The sequence below is a fragment of the Achromobacter sp. F4_2707 genome (assembly GCF_047501535.1).
Lineage (GTDB): Bacteria > Pseudomonadota > Gammaproteobacteria > Burkholderiales > Burkholderiaceae_B > Yanghanlia.
In genome coordinates this window covers 132,383-150,540 of the sequence record NZ_JAZDRJ010000001.1, presented here as the reverse complement: position 1 = coordinate 150,540, position 18,158 = coordinate 132,383, and the positions used below count along the sequence as shown (strand labels likewise).

At 58.3% G+C, this 18,158-nt stretch carries 16 protein-coding genes; 14 read left to right on the top strand and 2 right to left on the bottom strand.

The features are described from left to right. The first annotated feature begins 55 nt into the window (after nt 1-55). The 3 genes from argS to VRY85_RS00700 all read left to right on the top strand — a co-directional run bounded on the left by argS (nt 56) and on the right by VRY85_RS00700 (nt 3,128). Nucleotides 56-1,741 (top strand): arginine--tRNA ligase, encoded by a 1,686-nt coding sequence (gene argS, locus VRY85_RS00710; RefSeq protein WP_414596673.1) that lies wholly within the window; start codon nt 56-58, stop codon nt 1,739-1,741. A gap of 7 nt (nt 1,742-1,748) precedes the next feature. Continuing rightward, entirely contained in the window at nt 1,749-2,420 is a 672-nt protein-coding gene (locus VRY85_RS00705) for an SPOR domain-containing protein (protein ID WP_414596672.1), read from the top strand. Between the two features lie 72 nt (nt 2,421-2,492). Next, the gene (locus tag VRY85_RS00700) at nt 2,493-3,128 is read left to right on the top strand and encodes a thiol:disulfide interchange protein DsbA/DsbL (RefSeq protein WP_414596671.1); all 636 of its coding nucleotides are present in this window, start codon (nt 2,493-2,495) and stop codon (nt 3,126-3,128) included. 55 nt (nt 3,129-3,183) lie between these two features. Here the strand turns inward: VRY85_RS00700 and VRY85_RS00695 are convergent, their stop codons facing one another. Continuing rightward, the gene (locus VRY85_RS00695) at nt 3,184-4,380 is read right to left on the bottom strand and encodes a trans-sulfuration enzyme family protein (protein ID WP_414596670.1); all 1,197 of its coding nucleotides are present in this window, start codon (nt 4,378-4,380) and stop codon (nt 3,184-3,186) included. A gap of 174 nt (nt 4,381-4,554) precedes the next feature. Between VRY85_RS00695 and VRY85_RS00690 the strand changes: the two genes are divergently transcribed. Continuing rightward, the gene (locus VRY85_RS00690; RefSeq protein WP_414596669.1) at nt 4,555-5,181 is read left to right on the top strand and encodes a LysE family translocator; all 627 of its coding nucleotides are present in this window, start codon (nt 4,555-4,557) and stop codon (nt 5,179-5,181) included. Between the two features lie 52 nt (nt 5,182-5,233). Here VRY85_RS00690 and VRY85_RS00685 read toward each other — a convergent pair whose 3' ends face one another. Next, nucleotides 5,234-6,304 carry an MBL fold metallo-hydrolase gene (locus VRY85_RS00685; protein WP_414596668.1) on the bottom strand — a complete coding sequence of 357 codons (1,071 nt, stop codon included), beginning with the start codon at nt 6,302-6,304 and terminating at the stop codon, nt 5,234-5,236. A gap of 213 nt (nt 6,305-6,517) precedes the next feature. On the opposite strand from VRY85_RS00685, the gene VRY85_RS00680 reads away from it, so the two are divergent. The 10 genes from VRY85_RS00680 (at nt 6,518) to VRY85_RS00635 (ending at nt 18,123) form a co-directional block, all read left to right on the top strand. After that, complete coding sequence (locus VRY85_RS00680) at nt 6,518-6,901, top strand: MerR family transcriptional regulator (RefSeq protein ID WP_414596667.1); 384 nt, start codon at nt 6,518-6,520, stop codon at nt 6,899-6,901. Between the two features lie 375 nt (nt 6,902-7,276). Next, on the top strand, nt 7,277-8,845 hold the full coding sequence (locus VRY85_RS00675; protein WP_414596666.1) for an acyl-CoA synthetase: 1,569 nt from the start codon (nt 7,277-7,279) through the stop codon (nt 8,843-8,845). Between the two features lie 24 nt (nt 8,846-8,869). Then, nucleotides 8,870-10,012, top strand: a complete 1,143-nt coding sequence (locus tag VRY85_RS00670) for a MaoC family dehydratase N-terminal domain-containing protein (RefSeq protein WP_414596665.1) — start codon at nt 8,870-8,872, stop codon at nt 10,010-10,012. A gap of 87 nt (nt 10,013-10,099) precedes the next feature. Beyond that, entirely contained in the window at nt 10,100-11,296 is a 1,197-nt protein-coding gene (locus VRY85_RS00665; RefSeq protein WP_414596664.1) for a CaiB/BaiF CoA transferase family protein, read from the top strand. 59 nt (nt 11,297-11,355) lie between these two features. Next, nucleotides 11,356-12,324 carry a Bug family tripartite tricarboxylate transporter substrate binding protein gene (locus VRY85_RS00660; protein WP_414596663.1) on the top strand — a complete coding sequence of 323 codons (969 nt, stop codon included), beginning with the start codon at nt 11,356-11,358 and terminating at the stop codon, nt 12,322-12,324. An 81-nt stretch (nt 12,325-12,405) separates the two neighbouring features. Further along, on the top strand, nt 12,406-13,290 hold the full coding sequence (locus VRY85_RS00655) for an IclR family transcriptional regulator (protein ID WP_414596662.1): 885 nt from the start codon (nt 12,406-12,408) through the stop codon (nt 13,288-13,290). A 3-nt stretch (nt 13,291-13,293) separates the two neighbouring features. Next, a complete protein-coding gene (locus tag VRY85_RS00650) occupies nt 13,294-13,701 on the top strand; it encodes a PaaI family thioesterase (RefSeq protein WP_414596661.1) in 408 nt (135 codons plus the stop codon). A gap of 176 nt (nt 13,702-13,877) precedes the next feature. Next, the gene (locus VRY85_RS00645) at nt 13,878-15,056 is read left to right on the top strand and encodes an isovaleryl-CoA dehydrogenase (RefSeq protein ID WP_414596660.1); all 1,179 of its coding nucleotides are present in this window, start codon (nt 13,878-13,880) and stop codon (nt 15,054-15,056) included. Between the two features lie 18 nt (nt 15,057-15,074). Then, complete coding sequence (gene aceK / locus VRY85_RS00640; RefSeq protein WP_414596659.1) at nt 15,075-16,949, top strand: bifunctional isocitrate dehydrogenase kinase/phosphatase; 1,875 nt, start codon at nt 15,075-15,077, stop codon at nt 16,947-16,949. Continuing rightward, the gene (locus tag VRY85_RS00635) at nt 16,942-18,123 is read left to right on the top strand and encodes an acetyl-CoA C-acyltransferase (RefSeq protein WP_414596658.1); all 1,182 of its coding nucleotides are present in this window, start codon (nt 16,942-16,944) and stop codon (nt 18,121-18,123) included. Before aceK ends, VRY85_RS00635 begins: the two co-directional genes overlap by 8 nt. Nucleotides 18,124-18,158 lie beyond the last annotated feature (35 nt).

Here is an 18,158-nt window from a genome sequence, read left to right as displayed (position 1 = left end):
TCCTGGCCATATTCACGGTATCATTTTGGATTGAACCTCTGAACGAATTCGCTTTATGCTCCCCGGGCAACAACAACAGCTTATTTCCTATATTGAAGCCGCCGTGCGCGAGCTTCTGCCAGAAAACCAAATGGCGGTCGCGCTTGAGCGCCCCAAAGTCGCCGCTCACGGCGATATCGCCTGCAATATCGCCATGCAGCTGGCCAAGGCAGCCAAGCGCAACCCACGCGAACTGGCACAACAGATTGTCGAACGCTTGCAGGCCAATCCTGCAGTTGGCGAACTCATTGCCGCCATCGAGATCGCGGGCCCTGGTTTTATCAATTTCCGTCTGGCCCCGGCCGCTCACCAAGCAGTCCTGCATGTCATCAGCGAGGAAGGCGAGCGCTACGGCCACGCGCCCGCCAACGGCCACAAGGTCATGGTGGAGTTCGTGTCGGCCAATCCTACCGGCCCGCTGCATGTCGGCCATGCACGTCAGGCCGCGCTGGGCGATGCCCTATGCCGCCTGTTTGCATCGCAAGGTCACGATGTGCTGCGCGAGTTCTACTACAACGACGCCGGCAACCAGATCGACAACCTGGCCATCAGCGTACAAGCGCGGGCACGCGGCATTGAGCCCGACTCTCCAGATTTCCCTGCCGATGGCTACAAGGGCGACTACATCATGGATATCGCTCGCGATTTCCAGGCCGGCGCAACGGTGCAAGCCGCCGATGGGGATTCGGTCACAGCCACCGGCAACATCGACAGCCTGGAAGACATCCGCAGCTTTGCCGTTGCCTACCTGCGCCGCGAACAAGACCTCGATCTCCAGGCATTCAACCTGAAGTTCGACAACTTCTACCTGGAAAGCTCGCTCTATACGTCGGGGCGCGTGGAACGCACCGTGCAAAGCCTGATCGATTCGGGCCATACCTATGAGCACGAAGGCGCGTTGTGGCTGCGCACCACCGAACTGGGCACCGGTGATGACAAAGACCGCGTGATGCGCAAAACCGACGGCGGCTATACCTATTTTGTGCCGGATGTCGCTTACCACGTTGCCAAGTGGGAACGCGGCTACCACCACGCCATCAACATACAGGGCAGCGACCACCACGGCACCGTAGCACGCGTGCGAGCCGGGCTGCAGGCACTGGACATCGGTATTCCCAAAGACTACCCCTCGTACATCCTGCACAAAATGGTGAAAGTCATGCGCGACGGGGCGGAGGTCAAAATCTCAAAACGCGCCGGCAGCTATGTCACCATGCGCGACCTCATCGATTGGGTGGGCCAAGACGCTGTACGTTACTTCCTGATTCAGCGCCGCGCCGATTCGGAATTCGTCTTCGACATCGACCTGGCACTGTCCAAGAGCGATGAAAACCCGGTGTATTACATCCAGTATGCACACGCACGCATCTGCTCCATCCTGAATCAGTCTCCAGAACTGCGCGAGTCGCTGGCTACCGCCGATACCTCGCCACTCACCGCCCCGAGCGAATTCGCCTTGCTGCGGCGCCTGGCCGAGTTTCCCAACATGCTGGCGCTGGCGGCCAACGATCTCGCCCCTCACCAGCTAGCTTTCTGGCTACGCGATTGCGCCGCCGACTTCCACGCCTGGTATAACGCTGAACGCGTGCTGGTTGACGACGCAGCCCTGAAACTGGCGCGCCTGCGCCTGGCGGACGCCACCCGCCGCGTCATTGCCAACGGGCTGGGTCTGCTAGGCGTATCAGCCCCTGAACGGATGTAAACCGCTAATGGCTACCAAGCGCAAGCCTGCCACAAAGAGTAAAGGCATCACCTTGTACGGCATTATCCTGGGCCTTGTCCTGGGTCTGGCAGCTGCCGTCGCGGTGGCTCTGTTTGTCACCCAGGTGCCCATGCCTTTTTCCGATAAGGCCAGCCGCAGCGCGCCCACCGTGCTGTTGCCTGACGTTCGCGATGCACCCGATCCCAATATTGGCCTGCATGGCCGGGGCGGTGCTGTTCCGGGCACCGGCGTCACGCCGTCCAACACACCGCCTCCCGCCACGCCTGCAGAACCTGCCGCACCGCCGACCGACAGCATTGGCAGCTTGATCGCCGGGCTCTCACAACCGGCGGAACCGATTGAGCGCCAGGTGGCCACCCCCAGCCAGGTCGCCACACCCTCGCCGCCGGCTACGACACCGGCTGCTCCGCCTGCAAAAGCCGTCAAGGCGGAAACCTATTTCCTGCAAGCGGGGGCGTTCCGCGCCGTGGATGACGCCGAGGCCATGCGGGCGCGTGTCCTCATGCTGGGCCTGCAGGCCCAGGTTCAGGCAGCCACTGTCAACGGCACTGCTTTACATCGGGTCAGAGTCGGGCCATTCAAAGGGCTGGACGAAATGAACCAGGCCCGCGCCCGACTGGGCAGCGAAAAGATAGAAACCTCGGTCGTGCGGCAGTAAGACGCAACATTCGGGGAACCTGCCGGGCTCAAGGCAGTCTTACCTCATTTCAACTCAGGAAGCCAAACCATCATGTCGCTCAAGCCTCTGCTCCTACGCACTCTTGCTACCGTCTCATTGGGTATGGGCCTGGCCTTTGCCCCTGTCAGTCATGCGCAAGCACCTTCCGCCCATGTCACCATCGAACCGGCACAGCCCTCCGATACAGCCGGCAAGGTAGAAGTGCTTGAGTTCTTCGCCTATAGCTGCCCGCACTGCGCCACCATGGAGCCCATGGTGGAAAGGTGGTCGCAAACGCTGCCTGACAACGTTGTCGTTAAGTCGGTACCGATTGCCTTTAATGCAGGCATGGCCGACCTTCAAAAGCTGTATTACAGCCTCGAAGCGTTGGATCGCCTCGATTTGCACCGTAAGGTATTCCAGGCCATACACAACGAGCGCAAGCGCATTTTTAACTTCGACGCCATGGCCGACTGGGTGGAAACACAAGGTGTGGATCGCGGGCAATTCCAAGCCGCATTCCAATCTTTTGGCGTGAATAACAAAGTGACACGCGCCAACGAGCTGGCCAAAACCTATAACATCGAAGGTACACCAAGCTTGGCGGTAGGTGGCCGCTACGTCACTTCGCCTTCCATGACCGGCACCTACGAGGGCGCCATCACTGAAGCGCAGAAGCTGCTAGATACGATTCTGGCCGGCCAGTAAAAGCGTTTTCACCCGGTTTTCGAGCCCGAAAGCAGGCCCGAAAACTCGGGCGGCTTCAGGCCGCCGCAGCTGCCAGCGCCTGTTGCAAGTCAGCAATCAAATCCTCGGGCGACTCCAACCCGATATGCAGCCGCACCACCGGGCAGCCGTCATCCGGCCAGTAGCCATGCGACTTCAGCGCAGCCGGCTCCACCAGTTGCACCAGGCTTTCGAAGCCCCCCCATGAATAGCCGATGCCGAACAAGGCCAGAGCGTTGACAAAGCGACGCGCGGCAGCCCTGTCGAACTTGAATGCAACGGCCAGCATGCCGTTGGAACCCGTGCAATCGCGCTTCCACAAGGCATGCCCCGGGTCTTGCGGCCAAGCCGGGTGATAAATGCGGCTGACCTCGGGACGCGCAGCGAAAAACTCGCACACTGCCAGCGCATTGCGAGCACATTCCCGCATACGTATTGGCAAGGTACGCACACCGCGCAGCGCCAGCCAGGCGTCATCCGCGCTGACGGAATAACCCAGGGCATAATGGTTATCGTCCAGGCGCTTGGCCAGGGCTGCGTCCTTCACCACGACAGCGCCCAACATCAAATCGGAATGGCCGCCCACGTACTTGGTGCCGGCCACCACGCTGACATCCGCACCCAGAGCCAGCGGCTGGTAGATATAACCTGAACCCCAAGTGTTATCGACCACCAGCACCATGCCATGTTGTTTGGCATATTCGGCTAGGGCAGGCAGATCCAGCATTTCAAACAACAACGAACCTGGCGATTCCACATACAGCATGCGGGTTTCAGGGCGACGCTGCGCCTCAAACGCTTCAACCGTGCCCCGGCAGTAAGTAGATGACACGCCAAACCGGCTCAACACCGTGGCGTCCAGGGTGCGCACCGGGCCGTAGGAGCAGTCGGCGATCAGCACATGGTCTCCCGCATCCAACAAGGCCATCATGGCCAGAGTGATGGCCGCCAGCCCCGAAGAAGCCAGAAAAGCGCGTTCGCCGCCTTCCAGCTTGCAGAACACTTCTTCCAGCGCAGCGTGGGTATCCATGCCCATGCGACCATAGGCCACCGTACGCTCGCCCCGCGAGCGGGCCGCATGCGCCGCATCCAGGGCTTCCAGGTCACGAAAACGTACCGTACTGGTGCGCATGGAAGGCAGGGCAACCGGTGCAGCTCCCGTATCGGCATCAAATTCGGCCAAGCCGGTGTGCTGAAGCAGGGTGTCCAAGTGGGCGGGGTTCGACTCTGACATGATGCGCTTACCTTTGCTCTGATAATGAATGAACAGGCCGCGTTGAGCACTGCCTGCCGGAAACCCGACAAAGCTTAGCACCGTCCACTAAAATTGCGAAAATCGTGAAGCCTGTAAGCCGTAAACGCTCCAGCTTGTTTGTCTTGAAACCCGCCCCTTAAACTGGAACCCCTCATGCTGCCACCCGAGGTCGCCCTTTCTTTCTTTGGCATCGCCATATTGCTGGCTCTTTCTCCCGGCCCGGATAACCTGTTTGTGCTCATGCAATCCGCCATGTGGGGGCGCAGGGCGGGGTTATGGGTGGTGCTGGGCCTGTGTACCGGCCTGATCGGCCATAGTGTGGCCGTCGCTGTGGGCCTGGCCGCTGTATTTTCGGCATCGGCCATGGCCTTTACTGCGGTCAAGCTAATGGGCGCTGCCTATTTGGTGTATCTGGCTTGGGGGGCTTTGCGCGCCGGCGCGACCGTAGACAGTGGTGAACGCCCGGCCCGGCAAACTGCAATGCAGCTGTACCGGCGGGGCATCATCATGAACCTGACCAACCCCAAAGTATCAATTTTCTTTCTGGCGTTTTTACCGCAGTTCGCCTCGCCCACGCGCGGGCCCATTGGGCTGCAGATGCTGCTGCTGGGCGGCCTGTTCATCGTGGCCACCTTGTGGGTATTCGGCGCGATTGCCTTGTTTTCCGGCGCCATCGGCGAACGCTTGAAAAAGTCCGCCCGTGCGCAGATCTGGCTCAACCGATGCGCAGGGGTGGTTTTTCTAGGCTTAGCGGCCCGCCTGCTGGTCACACAACGCTGAAACGCTGCTCTTCCAGCAAGGCCGCAGCCGCCGGCACGCAAGGGCGAAGCCCCTAGGCGCGTTGGAAACGATAAATACCGTCTTCCCCCAAGGAACGCTTCAGCTTGCCTTCAAAGTACAGGGCGTGCAAATGTGCCAGCGCCTCGCCCATGGCGAAAGTCAGTTGGTGGAGATCCAGCTTGCGCTTGAACAAGACCGGCACCACATCCGCCGTCGACAAGGGTTCGGCACAGGCTTCCAGCACTTCCGCCAGCCGTTCATCATGGTGTTCGTGCTGCTGGGAAATACGCTCATGCAGGCCGCGGAAAGGTTTGCCATGCGAAGGCAGCACCAAGGTTTCTTCGGGCAGACCATCGTAGCGATTCAAGGAATCCAGATACAAAGGCAAAGGATTCGCTTCAGGCTCGAAATCAAAGACGCTGACGTTGGTAGAAATACGCGGCAACACCATGTCGCCGGAAATCAGTACTTTCAACTCAGGGCAATAGAAGGTGGCATGTTCAGGCGCATGGCCATAGCCGACGATTACCTGCCATTCGCGGCCCCCCATGTCAAAGCTATCGCCGTGCATCATGCGGCGGTAATGCGTGGGAACGGGTTCGACCAGATTCGGGTAATAACTGGCTCGCTGGCGAATTTGCTCAAGATGATCGGGGTCAGTCATGCCGTGGCGGGCAAAATGCACGACGGCGGACTCACCATTGGGTCCTCCCATCGCCTTGGTATCCACCACAGGCTGTGACCACAGGCGCGCCACGAAGAAATCGGTCGCCGTCATCCACAACGGCGCCTGCCAGCGTTCGCACAGCCAAGCCGCCAAGCCCACGTGATCCGGATGCATATGCGTGACAACCACACGCAAAATGGGCAGGCCTTCGAGCGCTTGCTCAAAAATTTTCCCCCATAGCTCTTTGACTTCCGGGCGGGCGACGCCACAGTCGATAAGCGTCCATCCATCACGGCCTTCGATACGGTCGCGCAACAACCAAAGATTGATGTGGTCGAGGGCAAATGGCAAAGGCATCCGTATCCATTTGACTCCGTCTGCCACCTCCATAACAGTGCCGGATTCCGGCAACGTGTCACCAAATGGATATTCAAGCCGCAGCTCGTTGGGGTTCATCTACTTCTCCGTTTTTCATAACGCCGGTTTCCAGACCGGCTGTTTTGTCGCCTCAAAGGGCACTGAAAAACCTCTGAGCACTTCGCCGCGCAACATGCTTTGCACTCGGCTGGTTTTCAGAGGTTTCCTCGGCATGATTTGCCGATATGCATCCTTATGGCATCATATTACGTTAACGTAAACTGCACGTACAACATTACAACCAGGTACATTATGAGCCAGCAGTCCTGGACGATTTCCGAACTCGCCAAGGAATTCGGTATCACTCCACGCACGATTCGCTTCTACGAGGATCAGGGTATTGTGAGCCCCGAACGCCTGGGGCGCAATCGTGTTTACTATTCGCGCGATCGCACCCGGCTGAAGCTGGCGCTGCGCGGGAAGCGCATGGGGTTTCAATTGTCGGAAATCCTGGACCTCATCAATATGTACGATGCCACGCGAGACAATACCAGCGCCCAGTTGCAGCACTATGTCGATGTGCTGGAAAAGCACCGCGTCACGCTGGAACAACAACGCAACGACCTCGAACAAACCTTGCGGGAAATCGAATACCAGCTTGCACACTGCCGCGACCTGTTGAAGCAGCAGGCTTAAACGGTTTCACCCAGGGCAGCACGCCCCGCCCTCCTTTCTCTGCCCCCTTCTTCGGCTGACCGTTGCGTTTAACCGCTTGCGTCAGCGCATGCTCCGCCCGTGTCCGGCGCGGGCAAGCCTCAACCTTCCTCCAAGCTTCGCTCCCCACACAACTCACGCCTGATCGGCAATCCGTCATCTTCGATCTGCCATCTGCCGCACTCTGCGCACGCCACGCTTTGCGCCTTTCTCCGCCTCATCTACGCGCGAATAACACAAGAGATACGCCTGCGTCTTCCCAAAGCATTAATTGTATATAGACAATTTAATAATGTATTTGACAATCATATGTCCCGACTCCTACAGTAGAACCACGATCAGAGAGGAACGGGCAACATGACTAAACTCACCAACTTCACCTCTTACGCCGATGCGCAAGAGCAGTGGCATCCAGATAAATTGTGGGAACTGTTCGACGGCTCTCCAGCAGCGCTGAACATCGCGCACGAGTGCATAGATCGCCACGCAGCCGACCCCACTCGCGTTGCCATCATCGTGGTGCATGCAGACGGTCGAGAAGAAATTCTGACCTACCACGACATCTCGCAAGAATCCTCGCGCTTTGCAAACTTCCTGGTCGAGCAGGGTGTTCAGCCCGGTGACCGCGTAGCAGTCATGCTTGAGCCATCCCGCTCTTTCTACGCAGCCTTATTCGGCGTGATCAAAACGGGCGCCATCGCCGTACCGATGTTCACCCTCTTTGGGCCGGACGGCGTTCGCCTGCGTGTAGAGGACTGCCAACCGCGAATCATCCTGACTCACGCCGATAAGGCTGAGCACACCCAACGGATTGCAGGTTTGCAAACGCTGGTGGTCGACACCGCTTTTTTAGAAAAGCTATCGCAATACGACCCCCAATTCACGCCCCGCACATCCGCCAGCGATCTCGCGATCTTCCAATACACATCGGGTACGACCCGAGAATTGCCTGACGCCATCCGCCACAGTCACAAAGCGCTTGTCACATTGATGGTGGCCGCGCTGTATGGCACAGGCTTACGCCCTGGCGACCGATACTTTTGCCCCTCTTCGCCTGCCTGGGGGCACGGTCTTTGGCACGGCACTTTGGCCCCGCTGGCTCTGGGCCTGACAATCGGCGCCTTCTCCGGAAAGTTCAACGCCGCGCGTTTAGTACAGGCACTCAGCGAACACCGCTTCACCAATATGTCAGCGGCTGCCACCCATTACCGCATGATTCGCAACGCACCGGAAGCAACCCAGTACCCCTACGCCATCAACAAGCTGTCTTTCACCGGCGAACCCATCGACAGTGCAACCGAAGAATTTATCGAAGACTTATTCCACACCTCGGTATGCAGCATGTACGGCACAACGGAAATCGGCGTCATCCTAGTGTCGTATCCGGGAGCGGAGGATTTTCAAGTTAAGCCCGGCTCGTTAGGCAAACCCATTCCCGGTGGAATTGTTGAAGTTCAAGACACCGATGGCCGCACTTGCCCACCGGGAGTTGTTGGGGAAATGAAGGTCAAGCGTCGTGGGGAATGGATTGCCACCAAGGATTTAGGGCATACCGATGAAGACGGCTATTTCTACCACGGCGGCCGCGCTGACGATGTGATTATTTCCGCCGGCTGGACGATTAGCGCCGTAGAGGTCGAAGACGCCATTCTCAAGCATGAGTCTGTACTGGAAGCGGCGGCCATTGGTGTGCCGGACAGCTTGCGCGGGCAAGTCATCAAAGCCTTCGTCGTACTCAAATGTCCCGGCAGCGACGCACTGACTCAAGAAATTCAAGACACCGTGCGCTATCGGCTCAGCCAGCACGAATACCCGAGACATATTGAATATGTCACGGAACTACCCAAGACCCCAGCTGGGAAAATTCACCGCAAAAAGCTACGCGAACAAGAGCTTAGTCGTATGCCGCTGACGCCAGCACACTAAAGAAAACACACGAGGAGCAACAACATGAACATGCTTTCTGAACCCCGGTCCTTCCCAAAAATCACCGACAAAGATCTTGATTCGCTGCGGCGTCGCATTGGCGTGAAAATCGAAAACACGGTCGAACCTTGGTGCTACGAGGCCACTCGCGACAATATTCGCCATTACGCTCACGGCATTGGCGACGACAACCCGCTGTGGTGCGACCCGGATTACGCAGCAGGCACAAAATATGGCGGCATCATTGCTTTGCCCAGTTTTCTGTTTGCCACCAGCCGCATTATTTCCGGCTACGTCGGCGGCCTGCCCGGCGTGCATGCCATGTGGTCAGGCGCTGACTGGACATGGCACAAACCGGTACGCCGCAACGACGAAATTTCCACCGAAGCCTATTTGAAAGATCTGATTCCGCACGAAACCCGGTTTGCCGGCCGCGCTATCCAGCAGATCTACCATGTCGACTTCTTCAATCAGGACGGCGACAAAGTCGCAGAAGCCGATAGCTGGTGCTTCCGTACGGAGCGCGACCACGCTCGGGAAAAAGGCACGAAGTACGCCGAGGCCCGCAGCCGTCCGCCGCGCCGCTACACCGATGAAGAACTGCGCGAAGCCTACAAACTGTACGCAGAAGAGGAAATCCGTGGCGCCACGCCGCGCTACTGGGAAGATGTGAAGGAAGGCGAGGAGCTTCCTGTCATGTTCAAAGGCCCAATGACAGTCACAGGCTTCATTGCCTACGCACAAGGTTGGGGCGGTTTGTATATCCGCGCCAACAAGCTGGCCTGGAAGTTGATTGACGCCCACCCCGGCGCGGGCATTAAGAATCGCTTCGGGATTCCCGACGTGCCTGAGCGCGTGCACTGGGAAGAAGAGTTTGCGCTTGAAGTGGGCGCACCAGGCGCCTATGACTACGGTCCCGAGCGCACTTCCTGGCTGACTCACCAATTGACTAATTGGATGGGCGACGACGGCTTCCTGCGCAAAGCGCACTGCAAAGTTCGCCGCCACAACCCCGAAGGCGACATGCTTTTCATCCACGGCAAAGTCACCCGCAAATTCGTTGAGAACGGCATGCACTTGGTTGAAATCGAGCAAGAAGGTCGCAACCAAGACAACGAACTGTCAGTAGTGGGCAGTGGTGTAGTCGAACTACCGACTCGTGGCTGATTTTAGCCACACACCCTGATGGACCCGGCCTTGGAGCGCACTTCCGAATAAGGCGCCCCAAGGTCACAATGCGGTGGAGAGAGAATCATGTTGTATGAATCGCATCACGCTGCCGAATCCGCCTGGGAGGCCAAATCCGACACCACAGGCGCCCTGAAAGGGGTGCGGGTCTTGGATTTGAGCCGGGTGCTGGCGGGCCCGCTATGTACCCAGATGCTGGCAGATCATGGTGCCGACGTCATCAAGATCGAGCCCCCTTTTGGCGATGAAACGCGTCAACTGGGCCCGCCATTCGACGCTGAGGGGCTATCCGCCTATTTCGGCGCCATCAATCGGGGTAAGCGCACACTGGCTCTAGACCTGAACACGTTTGAGCACAGGCAAATTGTGTTGCAGTTGCTAGAACACGCCGATGTTTTAGTACAGAATTTTTTGCCCGGAACCATGGAAAAGTGGGGCTTAGGGTATGAACAAACCCTGGCCGACCGCTTCCCGCGTTTAATCTATTGCAGCATCACCGGGTTTGGTGAAGATGGGCCCTGTGGAGGTCGCCCAGGATACGACGCTGTGCTCCAGGCTATGTGCGGCCTAATGAGCATAAACGGTTCACCAGATACAGGCCCCACACGTATCGGCATTCCTATTGTGGATCACCTCACCGCCTACACCGCTTTGAGCGGCATACTCATGGCTTTATTTCACCGGCAACACAGCGGGCAGGGTCAGCAGGTTGAAGCCACTTTATTCGACACAGCCCTGAGTCTGCTCGTGCCCCACGCCGCTAACTGGATGCTTTCGGGCCAAACACCCGCCCTGCTGGGCAGCGCACACCCCAACATCGCCCCGTACGACAGCTTTCAGGCCAGCGATGGCGCGGTCTTCTTAGGTATTTTGAATGATGCTCAGTTTGCCCGCTTCAGCCGCTGCATGGGGCACCTGACCCTGGCCACCGACCCTCGCTTTTCTTCCAATGCAATGCGGCTACAGCACCGCAACGCTTTACGCGTGGAAATTGAAGCCCTGTTTTCCAAGCATAAGAAAATTGAGCTGTGCCAACAGCTGATGCAAGAAGGCATTCCCGCCGGGCCCGTTAACACGGTTCCAGAAGCGCTGGAACAAGCCCACACCCAGCATCGGAATATGTGGATCAAACGCCCGGGCTATCAAGGCCTGGGCTTACCCATCAAGTTCCATGCCAGCCCGGGCATGCCGGGCGGCAACCCACCCGCTTTCAATCAACACGCCTATTTGAAGGAGCACCTGACTCCCCCTGAAACCACCTAAAAAGGGCTGACCTCTGCTTTGCAGCATCGCAAATATACATATACCTAAAGGAGACAACGATGCGTAGTAGCTTGAAGAAAATCACTCTTGCAGTCACCACCTTGCTCTTTGCGGGCAGCGCCATTGCCGCAGACAACTATCCCAGCAAACCCGTGCGCATCATCGTGCCGTATCAGGCAGGCCAAGGCACAGACATCGCCACCCGCTATTTTGCCGACCATCTATCCAAGGTGTTCGGGCAAAGTTTCATCGTGGAAAACGTCGGCGGCGCTGGTGGGGTCATCGGCACACAAGCCGCAGCGCGGGCTGAAGGCGATGGTTACACCCTGACCATGGGCACCAACGCGACACACGTCCTGAATGAATACATGTATTCATCCATGGGCTTCAACCCGGTCAAGGATTTCGAGCCCGTCATTCTTACAGGCACGTTGCCCATGGCTATCGTGACCCGGCCTGACTCCCAATTCAAAACGGTTCAGGACATTATCGACGCCACTAACAAATCGGATCATTCCGCTGACATTGCCACCCCAAGCACGAGCGCCCGGCTAGTATTTGAACTGCTCAAAGCACAAAGCGGAGCCCCCTTGTTCATGATTCCCTACAAGGGTTCGGCCACCTCAATGAGCAACGTCATCGGCGGCCAGGTTCCCCTTTCCATCGACACGATTACAGCGTCACGCCCCCAAGTGGAAGGCGGCAACTTGCGCGCCATTGGCGTCACCAGCGCCAACCCGACCGATTTGCTGCCCGGCGTGGCTCCTGTGTCGCAGCAAGGCCTGCCCGGCTTTGAAGTCGTCGCCTGGAATGCCCTCTATGCGCCCAAAGGTACGCCACAGAACATTATTGCCAAGCTCAATCTGGAACTGCAGGCATTCCTGTCTCAGCCAGATACACAAGCCAAACTGCATTCCATGGGTTATGAGCCGGGCGGCGGCACACCAGGTGATCTGGCGGCTTTCGCACAAGCAGAGCGCGACAAGTGGCGTCCCATCATTGAAAGTGCCGATCTCAAAGTCAATTAAACGGATCTGAGGTTCGGGGCGCGCGCCAGCGCGCCGCAGCGGATTCAAAAGAACGGATTGTTAGAATCGGAGGAATCAGCCATGCCATGGCCCAATCTCGTGACACTGCTGGGTGGAGCCCCGATCAGCCCGCCCTATGGTGCCCTTCCTGCCCAGGCGAAAATGATGAAAACAAATCCTCCACGCCCGCCCGCACCCCGATCAGAACCTCGCATTCGCCCCGTCCCGGCAGTGGCACGCGCCATCGCCATCATGCGCCTGCTTGGCAGAACCCGCGAACCCATGAATGTGAAATCCATTGCTGACGAACTGGAGCTCGTACCCAGCACCTGCCTGCATATTTTGCGGGCGCTCACGGCGGAGCGACTCGTTAGTTTTGACCCGGCCTCCAAACGCTATAAATTAGGGGCAGGCATTCTCGCCTTGGCCCGTGGTGTCATGGAATCCGACCCTTTCGCTCAAGCGGCTCAGCCCATCTTGAACGACATTGCGGACACATGGAAAGTCACCGCCATTGGCGTGGAGGTCGTCGACATTCACTACATCATTGTCACGGCGCTAGCGGATTCCAAGCTCCCGTTTCGTCTGCATGTGGACATCGGCAGCCGCTTCCCAGCACTCATCAGCGCCAGCGGGCGCTTGGTCGGCGCGTTTGGTGGTTATTCCGAATCGGAGTTAAAGGCCAAGTTCGACACGCTGCGCTGGCAAACTCCTCTGAGCTTTTCGAACTGGCTTGAAGAGGTCGAAGAAGCCCGTCACGCCGGCTACAGCACGGATAACGGAAACTATATTGGCGGCATTTCCATTATTGCTGTTCCCGTGCTGGATGCTTACCAGCGCATCACCCACACCATCGTCACCGCGGGCATTCTCAACCAACTGTCCGCCGATGAAACCGGAACGTTGATTGAACAACTGCAAGCCAGTGCCGCAACGCTTTCCCGGCAACTGTATTCACTGGAGTAAGAAGTGAGCGTCTGTGAAATAGCCAATTGGCGCGAACATCACCCCTCCGGCCTGATGTCTGCGCTCGGCCCCCTACTGAGCCGCCGCGAAGCCACTGGCTGGGTCTATGGTTTGCGCATCGATGACAGGCATCTGAATCAGGCCGGCATGGTGCACGGCGGCACCCTCACCGCCTTGTTGGATCACGCCCTAAGTACCATCGCGTGGGAGCACGCAGGCAGAACTCCCTGTGTGACGGTGCAGCTAAACACAAGTTTTCTACGCTCTGCAAAACCGGGACAGACCCTATCGGCTCGCGGCGTGGTCACACATGGCAGCGGCTCCATGCTGTTTCTTGACGGCACCCTCCACGCGGATGAGCAGTTAATCGCCACCGGGCAGGCCATCATGAAGCGTTTGGCCCCGCGTTAACCCCTATAACAACCTCTACCAGATTCCGGCATTTGTGACTTATCATTACCCGAAAAAACCCCTATATTGACGTTTACGTAAACGTCATACACTACGGGTAGTACAAATTAAGCTTCGAGCCCCCCGCCGCACGACGGCAACCTGTTTCAGAGCCTCTGGAAAATGGAGACAAGCACATGAATCTTCCCGGCCTCAACTTCGACCTGGGTTCCGATGTCGAAATGCTGCGCGACGCGGTGCGCGAATTCGCGCAAGCGGAAATCGCCCCACGCGCCGGCGAAATCGACGCCAGCGACCAATTCCCCATGGATTTATGGCGCAAGTTCGGCGAACTCGGTGTCCTGGGCATCACCGTCAGCGAAGAATACGGTGGCGCCAATATGGGCTATCTGGCCCACATGGTGGCCATGGAAGAAATCTCCCGCGCCAGCGCGTCGGTCGGCTTGTCCTATGGGGCGCACTCTAATTTATGCGTCAACCAGATTCACCGTAACGGCACGGAAGAACAGAAACAACGCTATCTGCCGCGCCTCATCAGCGGCGAGCACATTGGCGCTTTGGCCATGAGCGAAGCTGGCGCAGGCTCAGATGTTGTCAGCATGAAGCTGCGCGCCGAGAAAAAAGGCGACCGCTACATTCTGAACGGCAGCAAGATGTGGATCACCAACGGCCCCGACGCCGACACACTAGTGGTTTACGCCAAGACCGACCCCGAGGCTCACCAGCGCGGCATCACGGCATTTCTGATCGAAAAAGGCTTCAAAGGCTTTTCCATTGCACAGAAGCTCGACAAACTAGGCATGCGGGGCAGCCATACCGGCGAGCTGGTGTTCCAGGATTGCGAAGTCCCGGAAGAAAACGTGCTGGGCGAAGTCAATGGCGGCGTCAAAGTGCTGATGAGCGGGCTGGACTACGAACGCGCCGTACTGGCAGGCGGCCCCCTTGGCATCATGCAGGCCGTCATGGACGTCGTGGTGCCGTATATCCACGACCGCAAGCAGTTCGGCCAGTCAATCGGCGAGTTCCAGCTGATTCAGGGCAAGGTCGCCGATATGTACACCACTTTGCAGGCCAGCCGCGCCTTCTGCTATGCGGTGGGCAAGAACCTCGACGCACTGGGCGCCGCCCACATACGTGAAGTACGCAAGGACTGCGCTGCCGTCATTCTGTATTGTGCGGAAAACGCCACGCGCATGGCGGGCGACGGCGTACAAATTCTCGGCGGCAATGGCTATATCAACGAATACCCGACCGGCCGCCTGTGGCGCGACGCCAAGCTTTATGAAATCGGCGCCGGTACCAGCGAAATTCGCCGCATGTTGATTGGCCGCGAACTTTTCAACGAAACCCGGTAACTTTCCACGGATGCAGTAATGAGTCAGGATGCCGACCACCGCACAATTGAACGCCCTGCCCCGGCAGGGTTGTCGCCTGCGCAGGTGGCCGCCACCATACTGGAGGGCTTCAACCGCCACTACTCGCTGTTTCGCTACAGCGCCCAGCGTGCCAAAGCGTTGTTTGAAGCAGGCGACTGGCGGCAAATGCAGCAGCTATCCAGTGAACGCATCGAATACTACGACACCCGGGTCCGGGAATGCGTCACCCGCCTGGCGCCGGCGCTGCGCGGCGCTGCGCCTAAAGCTGATAACTCGGTCACGCTTACACCCGAACTGGAAGCCTTCTGGCAGGAAGTAAAGACGGTTTTCGTAGGGCTGCTGGCCGACCATCGCCAGCCGGAGTGCGCAGAAACCTTTTTCAATTCTGTATCGTGCCGCATTCTGCATCGCCACTACTACAACAACGACTTTCTATTCGTGCGGCCCGCCGTGGCCACCGACTATTTAGATAGCCGCGTCCCGTCATACCGGGTGTATTACCCGCTGCGCCAGGGTCTTATGCCGGCGCTCACAGAAATGCTGGCGGGTTTTGGTCTGGCTGCTCCCATGGAAGACCTGCCACGCGACACCCGGCTTCTGGCTCGCAAAGCCCTTCAGGCCCTGCGCCGCATGCTGCCGCGCCACGATACCGAGCGGCTGGCGCCCGACTGCCAGATTCAGGTGCTCAACACCTTGTTTTTCCGTAACAAGGGGGCGTATGTCGTAGGGCGCTTAATTAATCATGGCACCACCCTCCCCTTCGCCATCGCCCTGCTGCGCAGGCCGTCAGGCCATATTTATGTGGATGCCATGTTGTCGGGCGAAAACGACCTGGGCGCATTGTTCAGCTTCACACGGGCGTATTTCCTGGTCGATATGGAAACCCCGGCTGCGTATGTGAACTTCCTTTCGTCCCTCATGCCGCGCAAGCCCAAGGCCGAGCTTTACACCACCATCGGCTTACAGAAGCAAGGCAAGACACTGTTCTATCGCGACTTTCTGCACCACCTTAGCCATTCCCACGATCGCTTTGACATCGCACCCGGCATCCACGGCCTGGTAATGGTGGTATTCACCCTGCCGTCCTACCCTTATGTGTTCAAGCTGATACGCGACCGCATCGCCAAGCCAGGCATGAATCACGCCACAGTGCGGCGCAAGTATCTGCTGGTCAAAAAGCATGATCGGGTGGGCCGCATGGCCGATACCTGGGAATACTCTCAGGTCGCCTTGCCGCGCGAGCGTTTTTCCGAAGCGCTGTTGGAGGAGCTTCGCAAGGAAGTCCCCAGCCTTCTGGAAGAAGACGGCGAGCGCATTGTGCTGCGCCATGTGTATATCGAGCGTCGCATGACGCCGCTGAATTTGTTTTTGCAGCGCGCCACCGATACCGCCTTGGAAACCGCCATCAAGGGATACGGCGACGCCATCAAAGAGCTCGCCGCTGCCAATATTTTCCCGGGCGACATGCTTTACAAGAACTTTGGTGTCACACGATTGGGGCGAGTCGTATTCTATGATTACGATGAGATTCAACATATGACGGAAATGAACTTCCGCGTCATCCCGCCAGCGCCCAACGAAGAGGCTGAACTCGCTAGCGAGCCTTGGTACCCGGTCGATGCCAACGATGTCTTTCCCGAAGAATTTCAATACTTCCTGCTTGGTAACCCCCGCGTGAAAGCAGCATTCCTTAAACACCATGCCGATCTTCTCGATGCAGCCTGGTGGCAGGCATGTCGTACTCGCGTGATTCAGGGCCGCTTAGGGGACATCTTCCCTTATCCCCCTGAAAGGCGTTTACCCAGTAGGGCGGCCGCTGCGCCTGCGGCATCTACTCACCCCATGCATCATTCTGGAGCACAACATGTCTGATCCTATCGTTTTGGTATCCATCGTCCGCACCCCTATGGGGGGCATGATGGGCAGCCTGTCAGGCCTACCGGCCTACGAACTGGGCGCCACCGCCATCAAAGCCGCCGTTGAGCGCGCCGGCATTCAACCCGATGTTGTTGATGAAGTCATCATGGGCAACGTGTTGCAAGCCGGTCAGGGCCAAGCCCCCGCACGCCAGGCCGCTCTGGGAGCCGGCCTGCCCAAGAGCGCCGCTTGCACCACCATTCACAAAGTCTGCGGTTCCGGCATGAAAGCCGCCATGCTTGGCCACGACCTGCTGAAAGCAGGCAGCGTCAACGTCGTGGTGGCCGGCGGGCAGGAAAGCATGAGTAATGCGCCCTACTTGCTGCTGCGTGGCCGCCAGGGCTATCGCTACGGCCATTCCACCGTCTACGACCACATGGCGCTGGACGGCCTGGAAGACGCTTACCAGCGCGGCACGGCCATGGGCGTTTTTGCCGAAACTTGCGTCGAGAAATACGCCTTCACCCGCGAGCAGCAAGACGCCTACGCACTGGAATCGCTACGCCGCGCACGCGCTGCCAGCGAAGACGGCAGCTTTGACTGGGAAATTGCCCCCGTCACCGTTGCCGGCCGCAAGGGCGACACCGTTATCGACAAAGACGAAGCCCCCTTCAAGGCCATGCCTGAAAAGATTCCGACGCTGCGCCCCGCCTTCAAGAAAGATGGCACGGTAACCGCAGCAAACGCTTCGTCAATCTCAGACGGCGCTTCCGCCATGGTGCTGATGCGCGAATCCACTGCCAAGGAACTCGGCGTTGCCCCGCTGGCCCGCATTGTGGGTCACAGCCAGCACGCTCAAGAACCTGAATGGTTCACCACGGCTCCGGTGGGCGCCATGCAAAAGCTGCTGGATAAAACCGGCTGGAAGGTCGAAGACGTCGATCTGTTCGAAATCAACGAAGCCTTCGCTGTGGTCACCATGGCCGCAATGAAAGATCTCAACCTGCCGCACGAAAAGGTCAATATCCACGGCGGTGCGACCGCCCTGGGTCACCCGATCGGAGCTTCCGGCGCCCGCATCATGGCCACCTTGGTTGGCGCACTGCGCAAAACCGGCGGCAAGCGCGGCATGGCCTCGCTGTGCATCGGCGGCGGCGAAGCCGTCGCTCTGGCCATCGAAATGGTCTAACCCTAAAAGGGGCGCTGCTCTAGGGCGGCGCCCTT

What these genes read in the sequence shown, in the direction of transcription:
- argS (WP_414596673.1), top strand. Translation starts at nt 56, where the DNA reads ATGCTCCCCGGGCAACAACAACAGCTTATTTCCTATATTGAAGCCGCC.
- VRY85_RS00705 (WP_414596672.1), top strand. Translation starts at nt 1,749, where the DNA reads ATGGCTACCAAGCGCAAGCCTGCCACAAAGAGTAAAGGCATCACCTTG.
- VRY85_RS00700 (WP_414596671.1), top strand. Translation starts at nt 2,493, where the DNA reads ATGTCGCTCAAGCCTCTGCTCCTACGCACTCTTGCTACCGTCTCATTG.
- VRY85_RS00695 (WP_414596670.1), bottom strand. Translation starts at nt 4,380, where the DNA reads ATGTCAGAGTCGAACCCCGCCCACTTGGACACCCTGCTTCAGCACACC.
- VRY85_RS00690 (WP_414596669.1), top strand. Translation starts at nt 4,555, where the DNA reads ATGCTGCCACCCGAGGTCGCCCTTTCTTTCTTTGGCATCGCCATATTG.
- VRY85_RS00685 (WP_414596668.1), bottom strand. Translation starts at nt 6,304, where the DNA reads ATGAACCCCAACGAGCTGCGGCTTGAATATCCATTTGGTGACACGTTG.
- VRY85_RS00680 (WP_414596667.1), top strand. Translation starts at nt 6,518, where the DNA reads ATGAGCCAGCAGTCCTGGACGATTTCCGAACTCGCCAAGGAATTCGGT.
- VRY85_RS00675 (WP_414596666.1), top strand. Translation starts at nt 7,277, where the DNA reads ATGACTAAACTCACCAACTTCACCTCTTACGCCGATGCGCAAGAGCAG.
- VRY85_RS00670 (WP_414596665.1), top strand. Translation starts at nt 8,870, where the DNA reads ATGAACATGCTTTCTGAACCCCGGTCCTTCCCAAAAATCACCGACAAA.
- VRY85_RS00665 (WP_414596664.1), top strand. Translation starts at nt 10,100, where the DNA reads ATGTTGTATGAATCGCATCACGCTGCCGAATCCGCCTGGGAGGCCAAA.
- VRY85_RS00660 (WP_414596663.1), top strand. Translation starts at nt 11,356, where the DNA reads ATGCGTAGTAGCTTGAAGAAAATCACTCTTGCAGTCACCACCTTGCTC.
- VRY85_RS00655 (WP_414596662.1), top strand. Translation starts at nt 12,406, where the DNA reads ATGCCATGGCCCAATCTCGTGACACTGCTGGGTGGAGCCCCGATCAGC.
- VRY85_RS00645 (WP_414596660.1), top strand. Translation starts at nt 13,878, where the DNA reads ATGAATCTTCCCGGCCTCAACTTCGACCTGGGTTCCGATGTCGAAATG.
- aceK (WP_414596659.1), top strand. Translation starts at nt 15,075, where the DNA reads ATGAGTCAGGATGCCGACCACCGCACAATTGAACGCCCTGCCCCGGCA.
- VRY85_RS00635 (WP_414596658.1), top strand. Translation starts at nt 16,942, where the DNA reads ATGTCTGATCCTATCGTTTTGGTATCCATCGTCCGCACCCCTATGGGG.